Source organism: Saccharopolyspora sp. MMCC62 (assembly GCF_057736575.1).
On sequence record NZ_JBYKCM010000007.1, the window covers coordinates 41,746 to 58,087 of the forward strand.

At 72.5% G+C, this 16,342-nt stretch carries 14 protein-coding genes; 8 read left to right on the forward strand and 6 right to left on the reverse strand.

Translation table 11 applies throughout. From position 1 onward, the window contains the following. Positions 1–92 precede the first annotated feature (92 nt). On the forward strand, positions 93–2,966 hold the full coding sequence (locus AC29IT_RS17525; RefSeq protein WP_488219451.1) for an AfsR/SARP family transcriptional regulator: 2,874 nt from the start codon (positions 93–95) through the stop codon (positions 2,964–2,966). Positions 2,967–2,974: 8 nt separating this feature from the next. On the opposite strand, the gene AC29IT_RS17530 is transcribed toward AC29IT_RS17525, so the two are convergent. Beyond that, positions 2,975–3,844, reverse strand: a complete 870-nt coding sequence (locus AC29IT_RS17530) for an alpha/beta fold hydrolase (protein WP_488219452.1) — start codon at positions 3,842–3,844, stop codon at positions 2,975–2,977. 272 nt (positions 3,845–4,116) lie between these two features. Between AC29IT_RS17530 and AC29IT_RS17535 the strand changes: the two genes are divergently transcribed. Further along, entirely contained in the window at positions 4,117–5,469 is a 1,353-nt protein-coding gene (locus AC29IT_RS17535) for a serine/threonine-protein kinase (protein ID WP_488219453.1), read from the forward strand. Between the two features lie 9 nt (positions 5,470–5,478). On the opposite strand, the gene AC29IT_RS17540 is transcribed toward AC29IT_RS17535, so the two are convergent. Together AC29IT_RS17540 and AC29IT_RS17545 are read right to left on the reverse strand one after the other, a co-directional pair. Continuing rightward, on the reverse strand, positions 5,479–5,805 hold the full coding sequence (locus tag AC29IT_RS17540; protein ID WP_488219454.1) for a branched-chain amino acid transporter permease: 327 nt from the start codon (positions 5,803–5,805) through the stop codon (positions 5,479–5,481). Further along, complete coding sequence (locus AC29IT_RS17545; RefSeq protein ID WP_358438271.1) at positions 5,798–6,541, reverse strand: AzlC family ABC transporter permease; 744 nt, start codon at positions 6,539–6,541, stop codon at positions 5,798–5,800. The genes AC29IT_RS17540 and AC29IT_RS17545 overlap by 8 nt, the downstream gene beginning before the upstream one ends. Positions 6,542–6,604: 63 nt before the next feature. Here AC29IT_RS17545 and AC29IT_RS17550 point away from each other — a divergent pair, with 63 nt between their 5' ends. Continuing rightward, positions 6,605–7,063 carry an Lrp/AsnC family transcriptional regulator gene (locus AC29IT_RS17550; protein WP_488219455.1) on the forward strand — a complete coding sequence of 153 codons (459 nt, stop codon included), beginning with the start codon at positions 6,605–6,607 and terminating at the stop codon, positions 7,061–7,063. Positions 7,064–7,066: 3 nt separating this feature from the next. Here AC29IT_RS17550 and AC29IT_RS17555 read toward each other — a convergent pair whose 3' ends face one another. Continuing rightward, positions 7,067–7,633, reverse strand: coding sequence for a PadR family transcriptional regulator (locus AC29IT_RS17555; RefSeq protein WP_488219456.1), 567 nt, complete (start codon positions 7,631–7,633; stop codon positions 7,067–7,069). Positions 7,634–7,714: 81 nt separating this feature from the next. On the opposite strand from AC29IT_RS17555, the gene AC29IT_RS17560 reads away from it, so the two are divergent. Then, positions 7,715–8,140 (forward strand): nuclear transport factor 2 family protein, encoded by a 426-nt coding sequence (locus AC29IT_RS17560; RefSeq protein WP_358438264.1) that lies wholly within the window; start codon positions 7,715–7,717, stop codon positions 8,138–8,140. A gap of 84 nt (positions 8,141–8,224) precedes the next feature. Here the strand turns inward: AC29IT_RS17560 and AC29IT_RS17565 are convergent, their stop codons facing one another. Beyond that, a complete protein-coding gene (locus tag AC29IT_RS17565; protein ID WP_358438261.1) occupies positions 8,225–9,010 on the reverse strand; it encodes an amino acid ABC transporter ATP-binding protein in 786 nt (261 codons plus the stop codon). Further along, positions 9,007–10,482: an ABC transporter substrate-binding protein/permease gene (locus AC29IT_RS17570; protein ID WP_488219457.1), complete on the reverse strand. Its 1,476-nt coding sequence runs from the start codon at positions 10,480–10,482 to the stop codon at positions 9,007–9,009. The genes AC29IT_RS17565 and AC29IT_RS17570 overlap by 4 nt, the downstream gene beginning before the upstream one ends. Before the next feature lie 325 nt (positions 10,483–10,807). Here AC29IT_RS17570 and AC29IT_RS17575 point away from each other — a divergent pair, with 325 nt between their 5' ends. The 4 genes from AC29IT_RS17575 to AC29IT_RS17590 all read left to right on the forward strand — a co-directional run bounded on the left by AC29IT_RS17575 (position 10,808) and on the right by AC29IT_RS17590 (position 16,251). Next, positions 10,808–11,896 (forward strand): FecCD family ABC transporter permease, encoded by a 1,089-nt coding sequence (locus AC29IT_RS17575; RefSeq protein ID WP_488219458.1) that lies wholly within the window; start codon positions 10,808–10,810, stop codon positions 11,894–11,896. Next, complete coding sequence (locus tag AC29IT_RS17580; RefSeq protein WP_488219459.1) at positions 11,893–12,702, forward strand: ABC transporter ATP-binding protein; 810 nt, start codon at positions 11,893–11,895, stop codon at positions 12,700–12,702. The genes AC29IT_RS17575 and AC29IT_RS17580 overlap by 4 nt, the downstream gene beginning before the upstream one ends. Beyond that, a complete protein-coding gene (locus AC29IT_RS17585; protein WP_488219460.1) occupies positions 12,678–13,709 on the forward strand; it encodes an ABC transporter substrate-binding protein in 1,032 nt (343 codons plus the stop codon). Before AC29IT_RS17580 ends, AC29IT_RS17585 begins: the two co-directional genes overlap by 25 nt. Positions 13,710–13,875: 166 nt before the next feature. Beyond that, complete coding sequence (locus AC29IT_RS17590; protein ID WP_488219461.1) at positions 13,876–16,251, forward strand: ATP-binding cassette domain-containing protein; 2,376 nt, start codon at positions 13,876–13,878, stop codon at positions 16,249–16,251. The last annotated feature ends 91 nt before the right edge of the window (positions 16,252–16,342 follow it).

Consider the following 16,342-nt stretch of genomic DNA (forward strand, 5'->3'; position numbering starts at 1 on the left):
CCGCCGTATGGATGCTTGCGCCGAATGAACGCTTCCCCGCGGCGGATCGGGTGCTTCACTGAACGCTGCGCGGTACTCAAAGGGGGAACTGAATGGAGTTCCGATTATTGGGCCCGGTCGAGGTGCGTGCCGATTCCGGTGAGCTGGTCGAGCTGCGGCCCGGGCTGCTGGGGATCCTCGTCGTGCTGCTGCTCAACCCCGGCAAGGCGCTTTCGCAGCGCGGCGTCGTCGACAAGGTGTGGGGCGAGCACCCGCCGTCGATGGAGTCGCTGTACCGCTACATCTCGACGCTGCGCGCCGAGGTCCGGGGCAACGGGGTGCACTGGCCGCGCGCCAAACCGGGGTTCTGGCGGCTCGACGTGACCCCGGAGCTGGTGGACTACCACCGGTTCCGGCACCACCTGGACCGGGCGCGGCAGTCGAGCGGCACCGAGCTGGAGGAGCACTGCCGCCGCGCGCTGGGTGAGTGCGGCCCCGAACTGCTGGCCGGGGTGGACGGCCCGGGACTGCACCGGATCCGCACCCAGCTGGAACGGGACCGCATCGCGGGCGTGCAGTTGCTGGCGGGCTCCCTGCTCGATTCCGGACAGGTGTCGGCCGCGCTCAACGAGCTGGACTGGGTGCCGTCGGACCACGAGCTGGACGAGGACATCGTGGCCCTGCGGATGCGGGCGCTCGCCGCCGCGGGCCAGCGGCGCAGGCTGCGGGACTACGTGGTGGAGGTGTCCGCCACCTACCGGGAGGAGGGCACGGACCTGCCCACCCGGCTCCGCTCGCTGCACACCTCGCTGCTGCAGCAGGACGATCCGATCGTGCGGCCGCGCGCGGCGGGCGCCGAGCGCGAGGCGCAGTGGACGCTCGCGGGCGGGCTGACCAAACGCGGCCTGCCGAGCGGTGCGCTGTCCAGGACCACCGGACCCGCGGGGAAGTTCGCGCGCCGACCCCGCCAGGACGGTGCCGCGGAAGGGGGTCTGCGGCGCCCGGCGCTGCGGCCCCGCCAGCTGCCCGCCGTGCCGTCGCACCCGATCGGACGAGACCACGCGCTCGCCGACCTGCTGTCCGCAGTGGAGGATTCGCCGGGAGTTCCACCGTGGCTGCTCATCGTGGAAGGCCTGCCGGGAGCCGGGAAGCACACGTTCGCGCTGCAGCTGGCGCACCGGCTGGCAGCTCGCTACCCGGACGGCCAGCTCTACGCGAACCTCCAGGGCCTGGACCGGCACGCGACCGCCGGAGTGCTGCGCGACTTCCTCGCCGCCCTCGACTCCGACGTCCCCGAACGCTCCAATGTGGACTACTTGGCGGCAGAACTTCGCAGTGCACTGGCCGGCCGCAGAGTACTGGTGCTGCTGAGCAACGCGCGCAGCGCCGAGCAGGTGCAACCGCTGCTGCCCGGCCATCCCGGATGCCTCGTGGTGGTCACCAGCAGCCGCAGGCTGGAAAGCCTCGCGCTGCACCACGACGCGCGCCGGATCGAGCTGCCACCGCTACCCCGGGACGACTCGATCGCACTGCTGCACGCCGCGCTGGGACGCCCGGGGAGCACCGGTCCCGCTTTCGAGGCGGAACTGGACGAACTCGCCGCCCTGTGCGGAGATCTGCCGCTGGCGCTGCGCATCGCGGGCATCATCGCGAGCAGGCACCCCGCCGCTTCGCTGTCCGAGACCATCGCCGACATCCGGCACCACCGCATCGACGCGCTCGAAGTGGACGGTCGCCTCGCGTTGCGCGCAGCCTTCGCCACCGCGCACGACGACCTCAGCCCGCAGGCCCAGCGGTTGTTCCTGCTGCTGTCGCTCCACCCCGGACCGGTGATCGAGACGTCCGGAGCCGCCGCGCTCAGCGGTCTGCCGCGCACCGAGGCCGGGAAGCTGCTGGACCGGCTGGCGCACCTGCGGCTGCTTGACCAGCCGGACAAGCACGGCTACCGGCTCTCGGACCTGTCACTGGACTACGCGCGGACCTGCGCGGACGAGAAACTGCGCGACACCGAGCGCTACGCGGCCCGGCGCAGGCTGCTCGACCACTTCCTGCACTCCGCGGCGGGCGCCGCGGCGCTGATCACCAAGCAGGCGCGCATCATCGTGCCGGGACCACCGGACAGCGACGTCGAACCGGACCGGCCCGGCGACCGCGACGAGGCGCTGCGCTGGTTCGAGCGCAACCGCGAGAACCTGCTCGGCGCGGTCGACATCGCCGAGCAGCACGGATTTCCCGAGCACGCGTGGCGCCTCGCCTGGGCGAGCACCGACTTCCTGAACCTGCGCAGCCTGCACGAGGACTGGATCCGCAGCCACGTGATCGCCCTGCGGGCGGCACGGCGCACCGAGGCGCCGGACGCCGTGGAGATCACCGAGCTGAACCTCGCCAACGGGTACCTGCGGGCGCAGCGCTACGCCGAGGCGCTGGCCCTGCTGTCCGACGCGGGCGAGCGGTCCGGCGACCCGTCCCGGGAGGCGTTCCGGCAGAACAGCATCGGCTGGGCCTACACCTGCCTCGGACTTCCCGCGCGAGCGATCCCGCACCACCGGCGGGCGCTGGAGCACTTCCAGGCCCCCGGGGAGCGGTACGGCCGGGCGCATTCGCTGGTCTACCTGTGCTGGGCGTGCAACGGGATCGGTGAACGGCAGCGGGCGCTGGAGCACGGCCTACCCGGGCTGGACCTGTTCGGCGAGCTCGGCGACGACATGGGGCTGGCCGCCGCCCACCACGCGATCGGCGGTGCGCACGCCGCGATGCGGCGGACCGGACCGGCGGTGGAGCACCTCATGCAGGCACAGCACTACTGGGAACGCTGCGGCGACCTGCACCACGTGGCGTGGGTGCTCGCCGATCTGGTGGTCCTGCACCGTGCGACGGGCGAACCCGAGCGGGCGCGCCGGCGCTGGGACCAGGCGAACGCCCGTCTCGACTTCCTCGGCGAGCACCCCGACACCCCGCGGCTGCGCGCCCTGCTCGGCCCGCGCTGATCGCCGGATCAGTCCGCCATGAACTCCTGGATCTCGGCGAGGACGAGGGCGGGGCGTTCGTCGACGATGAAGTGGCCCGCGCCGGGGACCCAGCGCACGTCCATCCGCTCGGCGTGGCGTTCGTAGCCCTCCAGCAGCCGGGGCGAGATCGCCGGGTCGCCGGTGCCGAACAGCAGCCGGGTCCGGGTGGTCAGCGTGGCATCCCGGTAGCGGCCGCGGGCGACGGCGGGCAGTTCGCGCAGCAGGAACGTGCGGTACAGCTGCACCGAGGCGCGCGCTCGCGCCGGGTCCCGCCAGCGCTCGGCGAACGCGTCCCGCTCGGCGCGGCTCAGCGCCCCGCGCTCGACGGAGCCGAGGATGCCGCGGGACAGGAACGGCGTGCGGCGCACCAGCAGCGCGCCCAGCGGCGACCCCACCACGACCTGGTACCAGAACCGCCACAGGCTCAGCCGCGCCGCGGGCGACCGGGACGGCCACGGGTGCGCGATGTTCAGCGCCAGGAACCGGTCGAACCGCTCCGGCGCGCGCAGGCAGGCGAGGAATCCGGTCCAGCCGCCCCAGTCGTGGCCGACCAGCCGCACCCGGTCGAGCTCCAGCGCGTCCAGCAGCCCGATCAGGTCGGCGGCCAGGTTCTCCTTGTCGTAGCCGCCGGCGGGCGCGTCGGTCCAGCCGTGGCCGCGCAGGTCGGGGGCGATCACCCGGTAGGACCGCGCGAGCTCCGGGATCTGGTGGCGCCACAGGTACCAGTGCTGCGGCCAGCCGTGCAGCAGCACCAGCGGCGGGCCGGAACCCGCTTCCGCCACGTGCACCCGGATTCCGCCGACCTGGACGTACCGGTGCGACACACCGGGCACCTCCAGCGCAGCCGCTTCCACCACCGACGCCACCTCCCCGCGAAGACCACCGGAACCCCACCACACCACGGCGCCGAAACCAACCACGGCGCCGGAATCCGCAGCACCACCCCGCGAGCCCCGACTGGACCGGTCGGCCCAACCGGTGCGACCGAACGGAACAGCGCAGGTCGAGCCGGATGCGCGGCATCCGGGCAGGCGGGCGTGATCCGGTTCCGAACCGGTGAACATGGCTCATCCGCGGATCGCGCACCTCCTAGACTCTCCTCCGGCACACCAGGGGAGGAGTCGCACGGGTGGAGTGGCAGTTCGGTCCGTACGTGGTCCAAGGCCTGATCGCTCGCGGCGGCATGGGGGAGATACACCGGGCCCTCGACAGCAGGCACCAGCGGACCGTCGCGCTCAAGCTGATCGCCGAGCGCCACGCCGAGGACGCCGAGTTCCGCCGCCGCTTCCAGCGCGAGGCCCAGGCGACCGCGCGGCTGCGCGATCCGCACGTGATCCCGATCCACTCCTACGGGGAGATCGACGGCCGGCTGTACCTGGACATGCGGCTGGTGGACGGCACCGACCTGGCGACGCACCTGGCGAGCTACGGGCCGCTGGACCCGGACCGGGCGGTGGGCCTGCTGGAGCAGGTGGCGCACGCGCTGGACGCCGCGCACGCCGACGGCCTGGTGCACCGCGACGTGAAGCCGTCGAACGTGCTGGTCGGCAGCACCGGCTTCGCGTACCTGGTGGACTTCGGCATCGCCTACGCCGCGAGCACGGGGACGGCCGCGACCTCCACCGGCATCACCGTCGGCACGCTGGCGTACATGGCGCCGGAGCGGTTCGGCGAAGGGCCCGCGGAGCCGAGCTCGGACGTGTACTCGCTGACCTGCCTGTTCTACGAGTGCCTCACCGGGCGCAAGCCGTTCCAGCGCGAGGCGACCGTCGCGATGATCAGCGCGCACCTGCACGACGACCCGCCGCGGCCGGGAACCACCGCGCCGCACCTGGGTTCCGCGTTCGACGCGGTGATCGCGCGTGGCATGGCGAAGGACCCCGCGCACCGGTTCGACTCGGCGGGCGACCTGGCGCGCGAGGCCGTCGAGGCGCTGTACGCGACGCCGACCGAACCGCGCACCACGACCGTGCGGCAGTCCGAGGAACGGCCGGACCGGAAGTCCCGCGGCAGGTTGGTGCGCGCGGCCCTCGCGACGCTGGGCGTGCTGGCGGTGGCGGGCGCGGCCACCGCGTGGGCGCTGAGCCCGGGCGACGACGGGCAGGCCACTTCCAGTCGGCCGGTCGTCTCGGTGCCCGGCGCGACGATGGCCGCGGACCTCGGGGTGTCGGTGCCGATGAGCACCCCGGTCTGCAACGACTCCTACGCCGTGGTGGTCGGCGCCGCGTTCGAGGCGAACACCGTGCAGCGGCTGCTCGACGAGTTCCCCGGCACCGGCTACCTGCACGTGCCGTCGACCCCGTGCGGCGCCTCGGCGAAGACGAGCCCGAGCGGCAAGGCGATCTACTCCGTCTACTTCGGACCGTTCGCGGATGCGGCGAGCGCCTGCGACCAGCTGGCCGCCGCCCGCGAGAAGGCCGACGACGCGTACGTGAAGAAACTCAGCGCCACCGGCCTGCCCGCGGTCATCGCCTGCGATTGACCGTCCACATCAGACGGACGCGAACGCGGTGCTCACCAGCAGCACGTGCACCGCGGTACCGCCGAGGATGCTCAGCAGCGCGTTCCCGCGCCACAGGTGCAGGCCGAGCGTCGCCGCCAGCGCCAGCCCCACCGGCGCCAGCTGCGGCACCGTGGTGCCGCGCACCGTGTAGACGGCGAGCACGATCATCACGCCCACCGGCATCCGCTGCCCCAGGTGGTGCACCAGCTCGCTGTCGCGCAACGGGGCCAGCGCCGCGAACGGCAGCGCCCGCACCGCCCATGTGACCGCGGCGCACACCGCCACGACCGCCACCAGGTACGGGGTCTCAGGCACGAGCACTCCCCTTGCGCGCGACCAGCCGAAGCGCCAGCAGCCCCGCCGTGAACAGGCCGAACGCCACCGGCAGCATCTGCTGCGGGAACAGCACCATCGCCACCAGCGCGCACACCAGCGCCAGCACCGGGGTCGGGATCTCGCGCCGCTCCCGGAAGGCGTCCACGGCGAGCACCACGAACAGCGCGGTCAGCGCGAAGTCCAGCCCGGCCAGCTCGAACGGCAGCACCGCGGCCACCAGCGCCCCGGCGGTGGCGCCACCGGCCCAGTACAGCTGGCACAGCACCTGCAGCCACACGATCCGCCCGCCGGTCCAGGACCGCGCCGACTCGCTGGTGCTCGCCGCGTACGCCTCGTCGGTCAGCGCGAACGTGCTGTAGGCCTTGCCGAGCCTGCCGGTGACCCGGTGCAGCGGGAAGGACAGCGCGTAGAACACGTGCCGGAGGTTCACCAGCAGCGCCGTCAGCGCCACCTGCGCCAGCGGCGTCGCCACCAGCACCAGGCCGATCAGCAGGAACTCCAGCGAGCCCGCGTAGATGAACGTGGTGAACACCGACGCCCACCACCACGCCAGCCCGGAGTGCACCACCAGCATCCCGAACGCGATCCCCAGCGGGAACAGCGCCAGCCCCACCGAGCTCGAATCCCGCAGCGCCGCGCGGAAGTCGGCGTGGCGGACGGTCGGCTCGGGTGGCGCGGCAGGGCAGCGTTCGAGGACGGCAGGAGGCGAGGTCATGGCTGCAATCATAGTTTTCTGATCGCGTAATATGGTTGCCGACGAGGGCCGATATTTCGAGATATGAGCAATCAAATGATGATCGACGGCACTGATCACGACATTTTGTTCCACCTGCGCCAGGACGGCCGGCTGACGAACGTGGAGCTCGCCAAGCGCGTCGGGCTCACCCCCGCCCCCTGCCTGCGCCGGGTCAAGCGGCTGGAGGACGACGGGATCATCACCGGTTACCGGGCGCGCATCGACCCCGCCGCGGTCGGCAGGCGGTTCGAGGTGATGGTGTCGCTGGAGATCAGCATCAACGACCTGCAGACCGTCGAAGAGCTCGAATCCACGATCAGCGAGTACGACGAGGTCGTCGAGTTCCACCGCCTGTTCGGCCGCCCCGACTACCTGATCCGCGTCGCCGTCGAGGACCAGTCCGCGTTCGAGGAGTTCCTCACCGGCAAGCTCATGGCCCTGCGCGCGGTCGCCCGCGTCGACTCGCACCTGATCATGCGGAAGGTGAAGAGCGACGACTGACCGCTACCGGGCGCCCGCGTTCCGCCGCGCGCGCAGGACCTCGGCGGTCCGCTCGCACCAGTCGCGGTGGTCGGCTTCGAAGGAGCGGCCGCGCAGGCAGGTCAGGTACGGGCCGATGCGGGCGCCGGTGGCGAGGAAGTCCGCTTCGTCGCGGTCACCGCGCATGGTGCGCAGCAGCCCGTCGAACAGCTCGACCTTCGCCGTCGCCACCGCGGCCCGCTCCACCAGCTGCTCGATCAGCTCGGCCGCGGGCACCGAGTCGGCGGCGGCGACCTTCACCAGCAGGTCGTCCCGGATGAACGAGGGCTTCGACGGGGTGGCCGCGAAGCGCCGCAGCTCGGCGGCGCCCTCGTCGGTGACGGTGAACAGGCGCTTGTTCGGCCGCGCCTCCTGGACCACTTCGCGCCCGGTGACCAGCCCGTCGCGCTCCAGCTTCGCCAGTTCCGCGTAGAGCTGCTGCGGCAACGCATGCCAGAAGTTGGCCATGCCGACGTCGAACACCTTCGCCAGCTGGTAACCGCTGCGCTCGCCGTCCAGCAGCGCGGCGAGGACCGCGTGTCGCAGCGCCATATCGAACTCCTCCTCGACCGGGAACCCCGCGCCCACTATAGTCAATTTTCTGACTGTTCAGATCGTTGACCAGGAGACCGCGTGCACACCATCGAACGCTTCCGCGACGCCGTCGAACGGCGCGACACCGCCGCGCTGGAGCCGCTGTTCGCGGCCGAGCCCCGGTTCTTCAGCCCGGTCAAGTTCCGGCCGTTCGAAGGCCGCGACCTGGTGCTCGGCGTGTTCGACGTGCTGTTCCGCCGGGTCTTCGAGGAGTTCCGCTACGCGGGCTCCCTGGAGGGCACCGCGGAGACCGCGGCGGGCGCCGACGCCGACTCGCACGTGCTGATCTTCCGGGCCACCGTGGGCGGCAAGGACGTCCACGGCATCGACCTCGTCCAGCTGGACGCGGACGGGCTGATCTCCGAGTTCACCGTGATGGTGCGACCGCTGAGCGCGGTCAACGCGCTGAGCGAGGCCGTGTTCGCCGGGCTCGTCGCCGAAGGGCTCGTGCCCGCGCCGCAGTGACGGCACTCGCCGCGGCGGGTCCGCGACGCCGGGCCGGGCAGCACCGGGCCGGGGGACGGCCGAGAACTCCGTCCCCCACCGAGCTCACTCGTTCAGGATGCGCTGCAGGAACCGCCGGGTCCGCTCCTCCCGCGGCTCGGCCAGCACCTGATCGCCGCTGCCGCGCTCCACGATCGCGCCGTCGTCCAGGAACAGCACCTGGTCGGCGACCTGCCGGGCGAAGCGGATCTCGTGGGTGACGATCACCGTCGTCCAGCCCGCCGCCGCCAAGTCCTTGATCACCGCCAGCACTTCGCCGACGAGCTCCGGGTCCAGCGCCGAGGTCGGCTCGTCGAACAGCACCACGCGCGGCTCCAGCGCCAGCGCGCGGGCGATGCCGACGCGCTGCTGCTGCCCGCCGGAGAGCTGGAACGGGTAGGTGTCGGCGCGCTCGCCGAGCCCCACCTGCTCCAGCAGGGCCTTCGCGTCGGCGACGGCCTCCTCGCGCGGCCTGCGCTGGGCCACCACCGGGCCCTCGATGACGTTCTCCAGCACCGTGCGGTGCGGGAACAGGTTGTGCGACTGGAAGACCATGCCGCTCTGCGCGCGCAGCCGCGCCGCCTCGCGCCGCCCCGCCTTCCCGGCGGGCAGCCGCGCGAAGTCGACCTCCACGTCGTCGATGCCGATCACCCCGGCGTCCGGGACGTCCAGCGCGTTCAGCGAGCGCAGCACGGTGGTCTTGCCGGAACCGGACGGTCCGACCACGACCGTCGAGGTGCCGCGCGCGGCCTCGAAGTCGATGCCGCGCAGCACCTTCCGCTCGTCGAAGGACTTCTCCAGCCCGCGCACCCGGATCCGGGGTTCGGGGTTCTGCTCCGCGGTCTCGGTCATCGCGCCACGTACCTGTCCAGTCGGGTTTCCAGTCGCTTCTGCGCGGCCGAGATCGCCACGCACATGATCCAGTAGTACAGCCCGGCGAAGGCGTACAGGGCGAGGAACTCGTTGCTCTCGGCCGCCGCCAGCTGCGCCTGCCGGAACAGCTCGGTGAGCAGCACCACCGAGCCCAGCGAGGTGTCCTTCAGCAACGACAGCAAGGTGTTCGACAGCGGTGGCACCGCGGTGCGCGTCGCCTGCGGCAGGACGATCCGCCGCAGCGTCTGCCAGTAACCGAGCCCGATCGTCGCCGAGGCCTCGAACTGCCCCTTCGGCACCGCCAGGATCGCCGAGCGCACCACCTCCGCCGCGTACCCGGCCACGTTGAGGCTGAACGCGATCACCGCCGCGGTGAACGGCGGGAACTTCACGCCCAGCTGCGGCAGCCCGTAGAACACGATGAACAGCTGCAGCAGCAGCGGCGTCCCCCGGATGATCGAGATGAACGCGCGCGCCAGCCCGGACAACACCCGGTACGGCGAGATCCGGGCCAGCGCCACCAGCAGCGCCAGCACCAGGCCGATCGCGAAGCTCAACGCCGTCAACGGGATCGTCACCTGCACCAGGCCGAGGAACATCGGCCAGGCCGTGCCCGCCACCACCTGCCAGGTGCTGCTGCGCTCGCGGCCGGACAGGTCGGCATCGCCGCCGTTCGGCACCGAGACGTCCGCCTTGAAGTAGCCGCGGGAGATCTGCGCGAGGGTGCCGTCGGCCTTCAGCTCGCCGATCGCCCGGTTCGCCTGGTCCAGCAGCGCCCGGTCGTCCTTGCGGAAGGTGAGGACCTGCTCGCTGGTCTCGTCGCCCGCGTTCCCGGCGATCTCCACGTCCTTCGACCCGGTGCTGGCCTGGTAGTCGAGCACCGCGATGTTGTCGTTGACGATCGCGTCCACCCGGCCCTGGGTGAGCAGCGCGGCGGCCTGCGCGAAACCTTCGACGGCCTCCACGTTCGCGCCGGCGTCGCGCGCGACCTGCGCCCAGTTGCTGGTGCTGGACTGGGCGGTGGTGCGGCCGCGGATGTCGTCGAGCGTCTTGATGCTCTCGTCGCCGGTGCGGCGCACCACCACGCCGCGGGAGTACGTGTAGGGCTCGGACAGCCCGTACTTGGCGGCGCGCTCCTCGTTGACGGACACCTGGTTGGCGATGACGTCGATGCGGCCCGCGTCCAGCGCCGGGAAGATCGCGTCCCACTGCGTCTCGACGAACTCGATCCGCCATCCGGCGCGGTCCGCGATCGCCTTGATCACGTCGACGTCGTAGCCGGTGAGGTCCTCGCTGCCGGTCTCGTGGAACGAGAACGGCGGATAGGTGCCCTCGGTGCCGACCTTGACCACCGGCCGGTCGTCCGGCGGCGCCTGGGCCGCGCCCGCTTGGGCGGGTGCGACCACCGCCATGAGCAGGAACAGCACCGCGCACTTGAGCGCATGTCGCATCGGCGACTCCCTCACCCTCCACAGTGCCCGGAGTGCGGCACCGTGCAGGGAGCATAGGGCGAATGCCGGGGGCCCCGCTCCATGATCCATTATCCGGGACTCCGCAGGCAGCGACCGGTGCGCTGTGATCGAACGGACAGCCGGTGGCGCGCTGGCGACCGCCTCCGCCGCCTAAGATCCTCCCGAACAGGTGACGGTGAGGGAATCCGACGGAAGTTCGGAGCGGTCGCGCCACTGTGACCGGGCCACGCGCCCGGGAGCCAGACCCCTCCCGTCGCACCGACCGCTACCCGGGCCGCGCCAGCCCGAGGAGGGTGCAGCTCCCGTGCCGCCACGTCCCGACACCGCCCGGCGCGGATCACCGCCGCGCACCCGGCAGCGCACCCGGCTGCGCGTCCCGCTGGTCGTGCTGGCGCTGTGCGCGCTGCTGCCGGTCAGCACCGGGCTGTCCACCGCGTTCGGCGCCGAACCGCTGCCGATCGGGCCCGTCGCGGACGCGCTGCTGAGCCGGATCACCGGCGGGGTCCCCGCGGACCTGGTGCACGACACGATCGTCTGGAACCTGCGGTTGCCGCGGGCGCTGCTGGCCGTGGTCGTCGGCGCCGGGCTGGCGCTGGCAGGAGCCGCGATGCAGACGCTGGTGCGCAACCCGCTCGCCGACCCGTACCTGCTCGGGGTGTCCTCGGGGGCCGGGGTCGGCGCGACCCTGGTGATCACGACGGGGTTGTTCGCCGGGGCCGGGATCTGGGCGCTGTCGGCGGGTGCGCTGACCGGGGCGCTGTGCTCGGCGCTGCTGGTGTTCGGCGTCGCCGTCGCGCAGGGCGGGCTGACGCCGCTGCGGCTGGTGCTGATCGGCACGGTGCTGGGGTCCGCATTCTCGTCGGTCGCGAGCTTCCTGGTGTTCCGCAGCGCCGATCCGGCGGCGGCGCAGTCGGTGCTGTTCTGGCTGCTGGGCAGCCTCGCCGGAGCCGAGTGGTCGCAGCTGGCGCTGCCCGCCGGTGTCGTGGCGGTGGCGGGCGTGGCGCTGTTCGCGGGCAGCGGCTGGCTCGACGCGCTCAGCACCGGGCCGGACACCGCGGCCGCGCTGGGCGTGCCGGTGCGGGAGCTGCGGATCGCGCTGTTCGTGCTGCTGGCCGTGCTGGTCGGGGTGCTGGTGGCGGTCTCCGGTGGCATCGGGTTCGTCGGGCTCGTCGTGCCGCACCTGGCACGGCTCGTCGTCGGCGCCCGGCACCGGGCGCTGCTGCCGGTGGCCGCGCTGGGCGGGGCGCTGTTCCTGCTGTGGGTGGACGTCGCGACCCGGGTGCTGGTGCGGCCCACCGAGATCCCGCTGAGCGTGGTGTCCGGGCTGATCGGCGCGCCGGTGTTCCTGGTGCTGCTGGGCAGGCGCCGCTACTCCTACGGCGGTGCGTCGTGAGTGCGCCGGTGCAGGTGACCGGGCTGCGCTGCGCGCTCGGCGACCGCACCGTGCTGCGCGAGCTGACCTGGAGCGCCGCCGCGGGCGAGACGATCGGCGTGGTCGGTCCCAACGGCGCCGGAAAGTCCACGCTGCTGCGCGCCCTCGCCGGGATCCTGCGCCCCGCGGCCGGGGAGGTGCTGGTCGACGGCGTCCCGCTGCACCGGCTGCCCGCGCGGAAGCGGGCGCGCCGGGTCGCGCTGGTCCCGCAGGAGGAGGACCTGCCGCCGGACTTCCTCGTCGGCGAGTTCGTCGCGCTCGGCACCACCCCGTACCGGGCGCCGTGGTCCGGGGGCGGCGACGCGGAGCGCGCGGCGGTGGCCGCGGCGCTGCGCTCGGTGGACCTGGCCGGTTTCGAGGAGCGGCCGGTGGACCGGCTCTCCGGCGGCGAGCGCAGGCGGGTGCTGCTGGCCCGCGGTTTCGCCCAGCGCACCCCGCTGCTGCTGCTCGACGAGCCGACGAACCACCTCGACGTGCACCACCAGCTGGACCTGCTGCGGCTGGTGCGCGCCGCGGACCGGACCTGCGTGCTGAGCCTGCACGACCTGGCGCTGGCCGCCGCGACCTGCGACCGGGTGCTGGTGCTGCACGACGGCACCGCCCGCCCGCTCGCCGCCCCGGACGAGGCGCTGGCGCCCGAGGTGGTCCGCGAGGTCTTCGGCGTCGAGGCCACCCCCGTCACCCATCCCCGGACCGGCAGGACCCACCTGCTCATCGGGGCCGCACCGAACGAGGACGCATCATGCGACGACACGCCCGGACGCTGATCGCGGTCACCGCCGCCGCCCTGCTGGCCTCCTGCGGGACCGCCGCGCCCGGCGGGCCGGGCGGGCCGACGATCACCGTCGACAACTGCGGGGCTCCCGCCGAGTTCCCCGCGCCCGCGCAGCGGATGTTCGTCAACGACGGCAACATGATCTCGATGGTGCTGGCGCTCGGCGCGCAGCAGCAGGTCGCCGCCGTGTCCAGCCTGCAGCGCGACGCCGACGTGCTGCGCCGCCACTACGGGGACGCGGTGGACCGGCTGCCCGTCGTCGCGCCCTCCTCCCCGTCGCGGGAGGCGGTGCTGGCGCAGCGGCCCGACGTGGTGGTCGCCGGGTGGAACTACGGCTACAGCGAAACGACCCGGCTCACCCCGGACGGCCTGCGCGGCGCGGGCATCGCCGGGTACGTGCTGACCGAGAGCTGCCGGCAGGGCGCCGGGAAGGCCCGCGGCATCGTCGAACCGTGGCAGGCGCTGCGCACCGACCTCACCAACCTCGGCGCGATCACCGGGCGGACCGAGCAGGCCGCGCAGGTCAACGCCGACGTCCAGCGCCGGCTCGACGCGCTGCGCGCAGCCCCGCAGCCGCAGCGCCGGCCGACGATCTTCCTGTTCGACAGCGCCAGCGACACCGTGTTCTCCAGCGGGAACAAGGGCGGGCCGCAGGCGATCATCGACGCGGCGGGCGGGCGCAACGCGCTCGAGGACGTCCGCGACACCTGGACGAAGGTGTCCTGGGAGCGGGTCGCGGCGTCGGACCCGGACGCGTTCCTGTTCGTGGACTACCCGCCGCAGACCTTCGCGGAGAAGGTGGCGATGCTGCGCTCGCGGCCCGGCATCGACCGGTTGCGGGCGGTCACCGAGCAGCGGTTCCTCAACCTGCCGTACTCGATGTGGACGTCCGGTCCGCTGAACATCGACGCCGCCGAGCAGGTCCGCGCCCAGCTGGAGCGCTGGGACCTCGTCCCGCCGTCCGGCCTGGTCCCCCGCTCCGACGACCGCGTCGGCTGAACCGCCCGCCGGCCCGCGCCCGCTGGGCGAACGGGCCGCTCACCTGGCGAGATCGGGATCGGTGGGACGCGGTCGTCGGGGTGGGCGCCTAGGATGCCGGACCGGGCGGCGGCGCCGCACAGGACCGCCGCACAGCACTGGGCACGGCACTCCGGGGGAGACGACGATGAGCCACGAGCGACAGGCGCAGCACGCCGCCGACAGCCACGACCTGATCCGGGTGCACGGCGCGCGGGTGAACAACCTGCGGGACGTCAGCGTCGAGCTCCCGAAGCGGCGGCTGACCGTGTTCACCGGCGTGTCCGGCTCCGGCAAGAGCTCGCTGGTGTTCGGCACCATCGCCGCCGAATCGCAGCGGATGATCAACGAGACCTACAGCGCGTTCCTGCAGGGCTTCATGCCGACGCTGGCGCGACCCGAGGTGGACGTGCTCGACGGGCTCACCACCGCGATCATCGTGGACCAGCAGCGGATGGGGTCCGACCCGCGCTCCACGGTGGGCACCGCCACCGACACCGGAGCGATGCTGCGCATCCTGTTCAGCAGGCTCGGGACGCCGCACATCGGTTCGCAGCAGGCGTTCTCGTTCAACGTGGCCTCGGTCAGCGGGGCGGGCGCGGTGACGATGGAGCGCGGCGGGCGCACCGTGAAGGAACGCCGCGAGTTCAGCGTCACCGGTGGCATGTGCCCGCGCTGCGAGGGCCGCGGCAGCATCTCCGACATCGACCTCACCGAGCTCTACGACGACTCCAAGTCGCTGTCCGAGGGCGCGTTCACCATCCCCGGCTGGAAGTCGGACAACTTCTGGACGGTCCGCGTCTACGCCGAATCCGGGTTCCTGGACCCGCACAAGCCGATCCGCGACTTCACCGCGCGGGAGATGCGCGATTTCCTGCACCGCGAGCCGACGAAGGTGAAGGTGGAGGGCGTCAACCTCACCTACGAGGGCCTGCTCCCGAAGATCCGCAAGTCGTTCCTGTCCAAGGACGTCGAGTCGATGCAGCCGCACATCCGGGCGTTCGTGGAGCGCGCGGTCACGTTCGCGACCTGCCCGGACTGCGACGGCACCCGGCTCACCGACGCGGCCCGCTCCTCGAAGATCGGCGGGCTGAGCATCGCGGACGCGTGCGCGATGCAGATCAACGACCTCGCCGAGTGGATCGGCGGCCTGGACGAGCCGTCGGTGGCGCCGCTGCTGGGCTCGCTGCGCGGCACGCTGGAGTCGTTCGTGGAGATCGGGCTCGGCTACCTGTCGCTGAACCGGCCCGCGGGCACCCTGTCCGGCGGCGAGGCGCAGCGGGTGAAGATGGTGCGGCACCTCGGTTCCTCGCTGACCGACGTCACCTACGTGTTCGACGAGCCCACCATCGGCCTGCACCCGCACGACATCCAGCGGATGAACGACCTGCTGCTCCGGTTGCGGGACAAGGGGAACACGGTGCTCGTGGTGGAGCACAAGCCGGAGACGATCATGATCGCCGACCACGTCGTGGACCTCGGCCCCGGCGCCGGTTCGGCAGGCGGCGAGGTGTGCTTCGAAGGGGACGTGGCGGGCCTGCGGTCGGCAGGCACCACCACCGGCAGGCACTTCGACGACCGGGTCGCGCTGAAGACCTCGGTGCGGGAACCGTCCGGGGCGATCGAGGTGCGCGGCGCGCACACGAACAACCTGCAGGGCGTGGACGTGGACATCCCGCTCGGGGTGCTGGTGGCCATCACCGGTGTCGCCGGGTCCGGCAAGAGCTCCCTGGTGCACGGTTCGCTGCCGAAGGACGCCGGAGTGATCTCCATCGACCAGGCCCCGATCCGCGGTTCGCGGCGCAGCAACCCCGCCACCTACACGGGACTGCTCGACCCGATCCGCAAGGCCTTCGCGAAGGCCAACGACGTGAAACCGGCGCTGTTCAGCGCGAACTCCGAGGGCGCCTGCCCCGGCTGCGGCGGTGCCGGCGTGGTCTACACGGACCTGGGGATGATGGCCGGGGTCGCCACCACCTGCGAGGAGTGCGAGGGCAAGCGGTTCCAGCGATCCGTGCTGGAGCACCGGCTCGGCGGGCGCGACATCAGCGAGGTGCTGGCGATGTCGGTGGCGCAGGCCGAGGAGTTCTTCGCCGACGGCGACGCGAAGACCCCCGCCGCGCACCGCGTGCTGCGCAGGCTCGCCGACGTCGGCCTCGGCTACCTCACGCTCGGCCAGCCGCTGACCACGCTGTCCGGTGGCGAGCGGCAACGGCTCAAGCTCGCCACCCACCTGTCCGAGAAGGGCGGCGCGTACGTCCTCGACGAACCGACCACCGGCCTGCACCTGGCGGACGTGGAGCAGCTGCTCGGGTTGCTGGACCGCCTGGTGGACGCGGGCAAGTCGGTGATCGTCGTCGAGCACCACCAGGCGGTGATGGCGCACGCCGACTGGATCATCGACCTCGGCCCGGGCGCGGGGCACGACGGCGGCCGGGTCGTCTTCGAAGGCACCCCGGCCGACCTGATCGCGGCCCGCACCACCCTCACCGCCGAGCACCTCGCCGACTACGTGGGGGTCTGAGGAACTGCTCAGCTGGTCGGACGTTCACCTCGTTCGGCTCCGAGATGCGCTTCGGTAGCATTCGGGCCGTGGGCGTGCTGCGGTGGAGTGA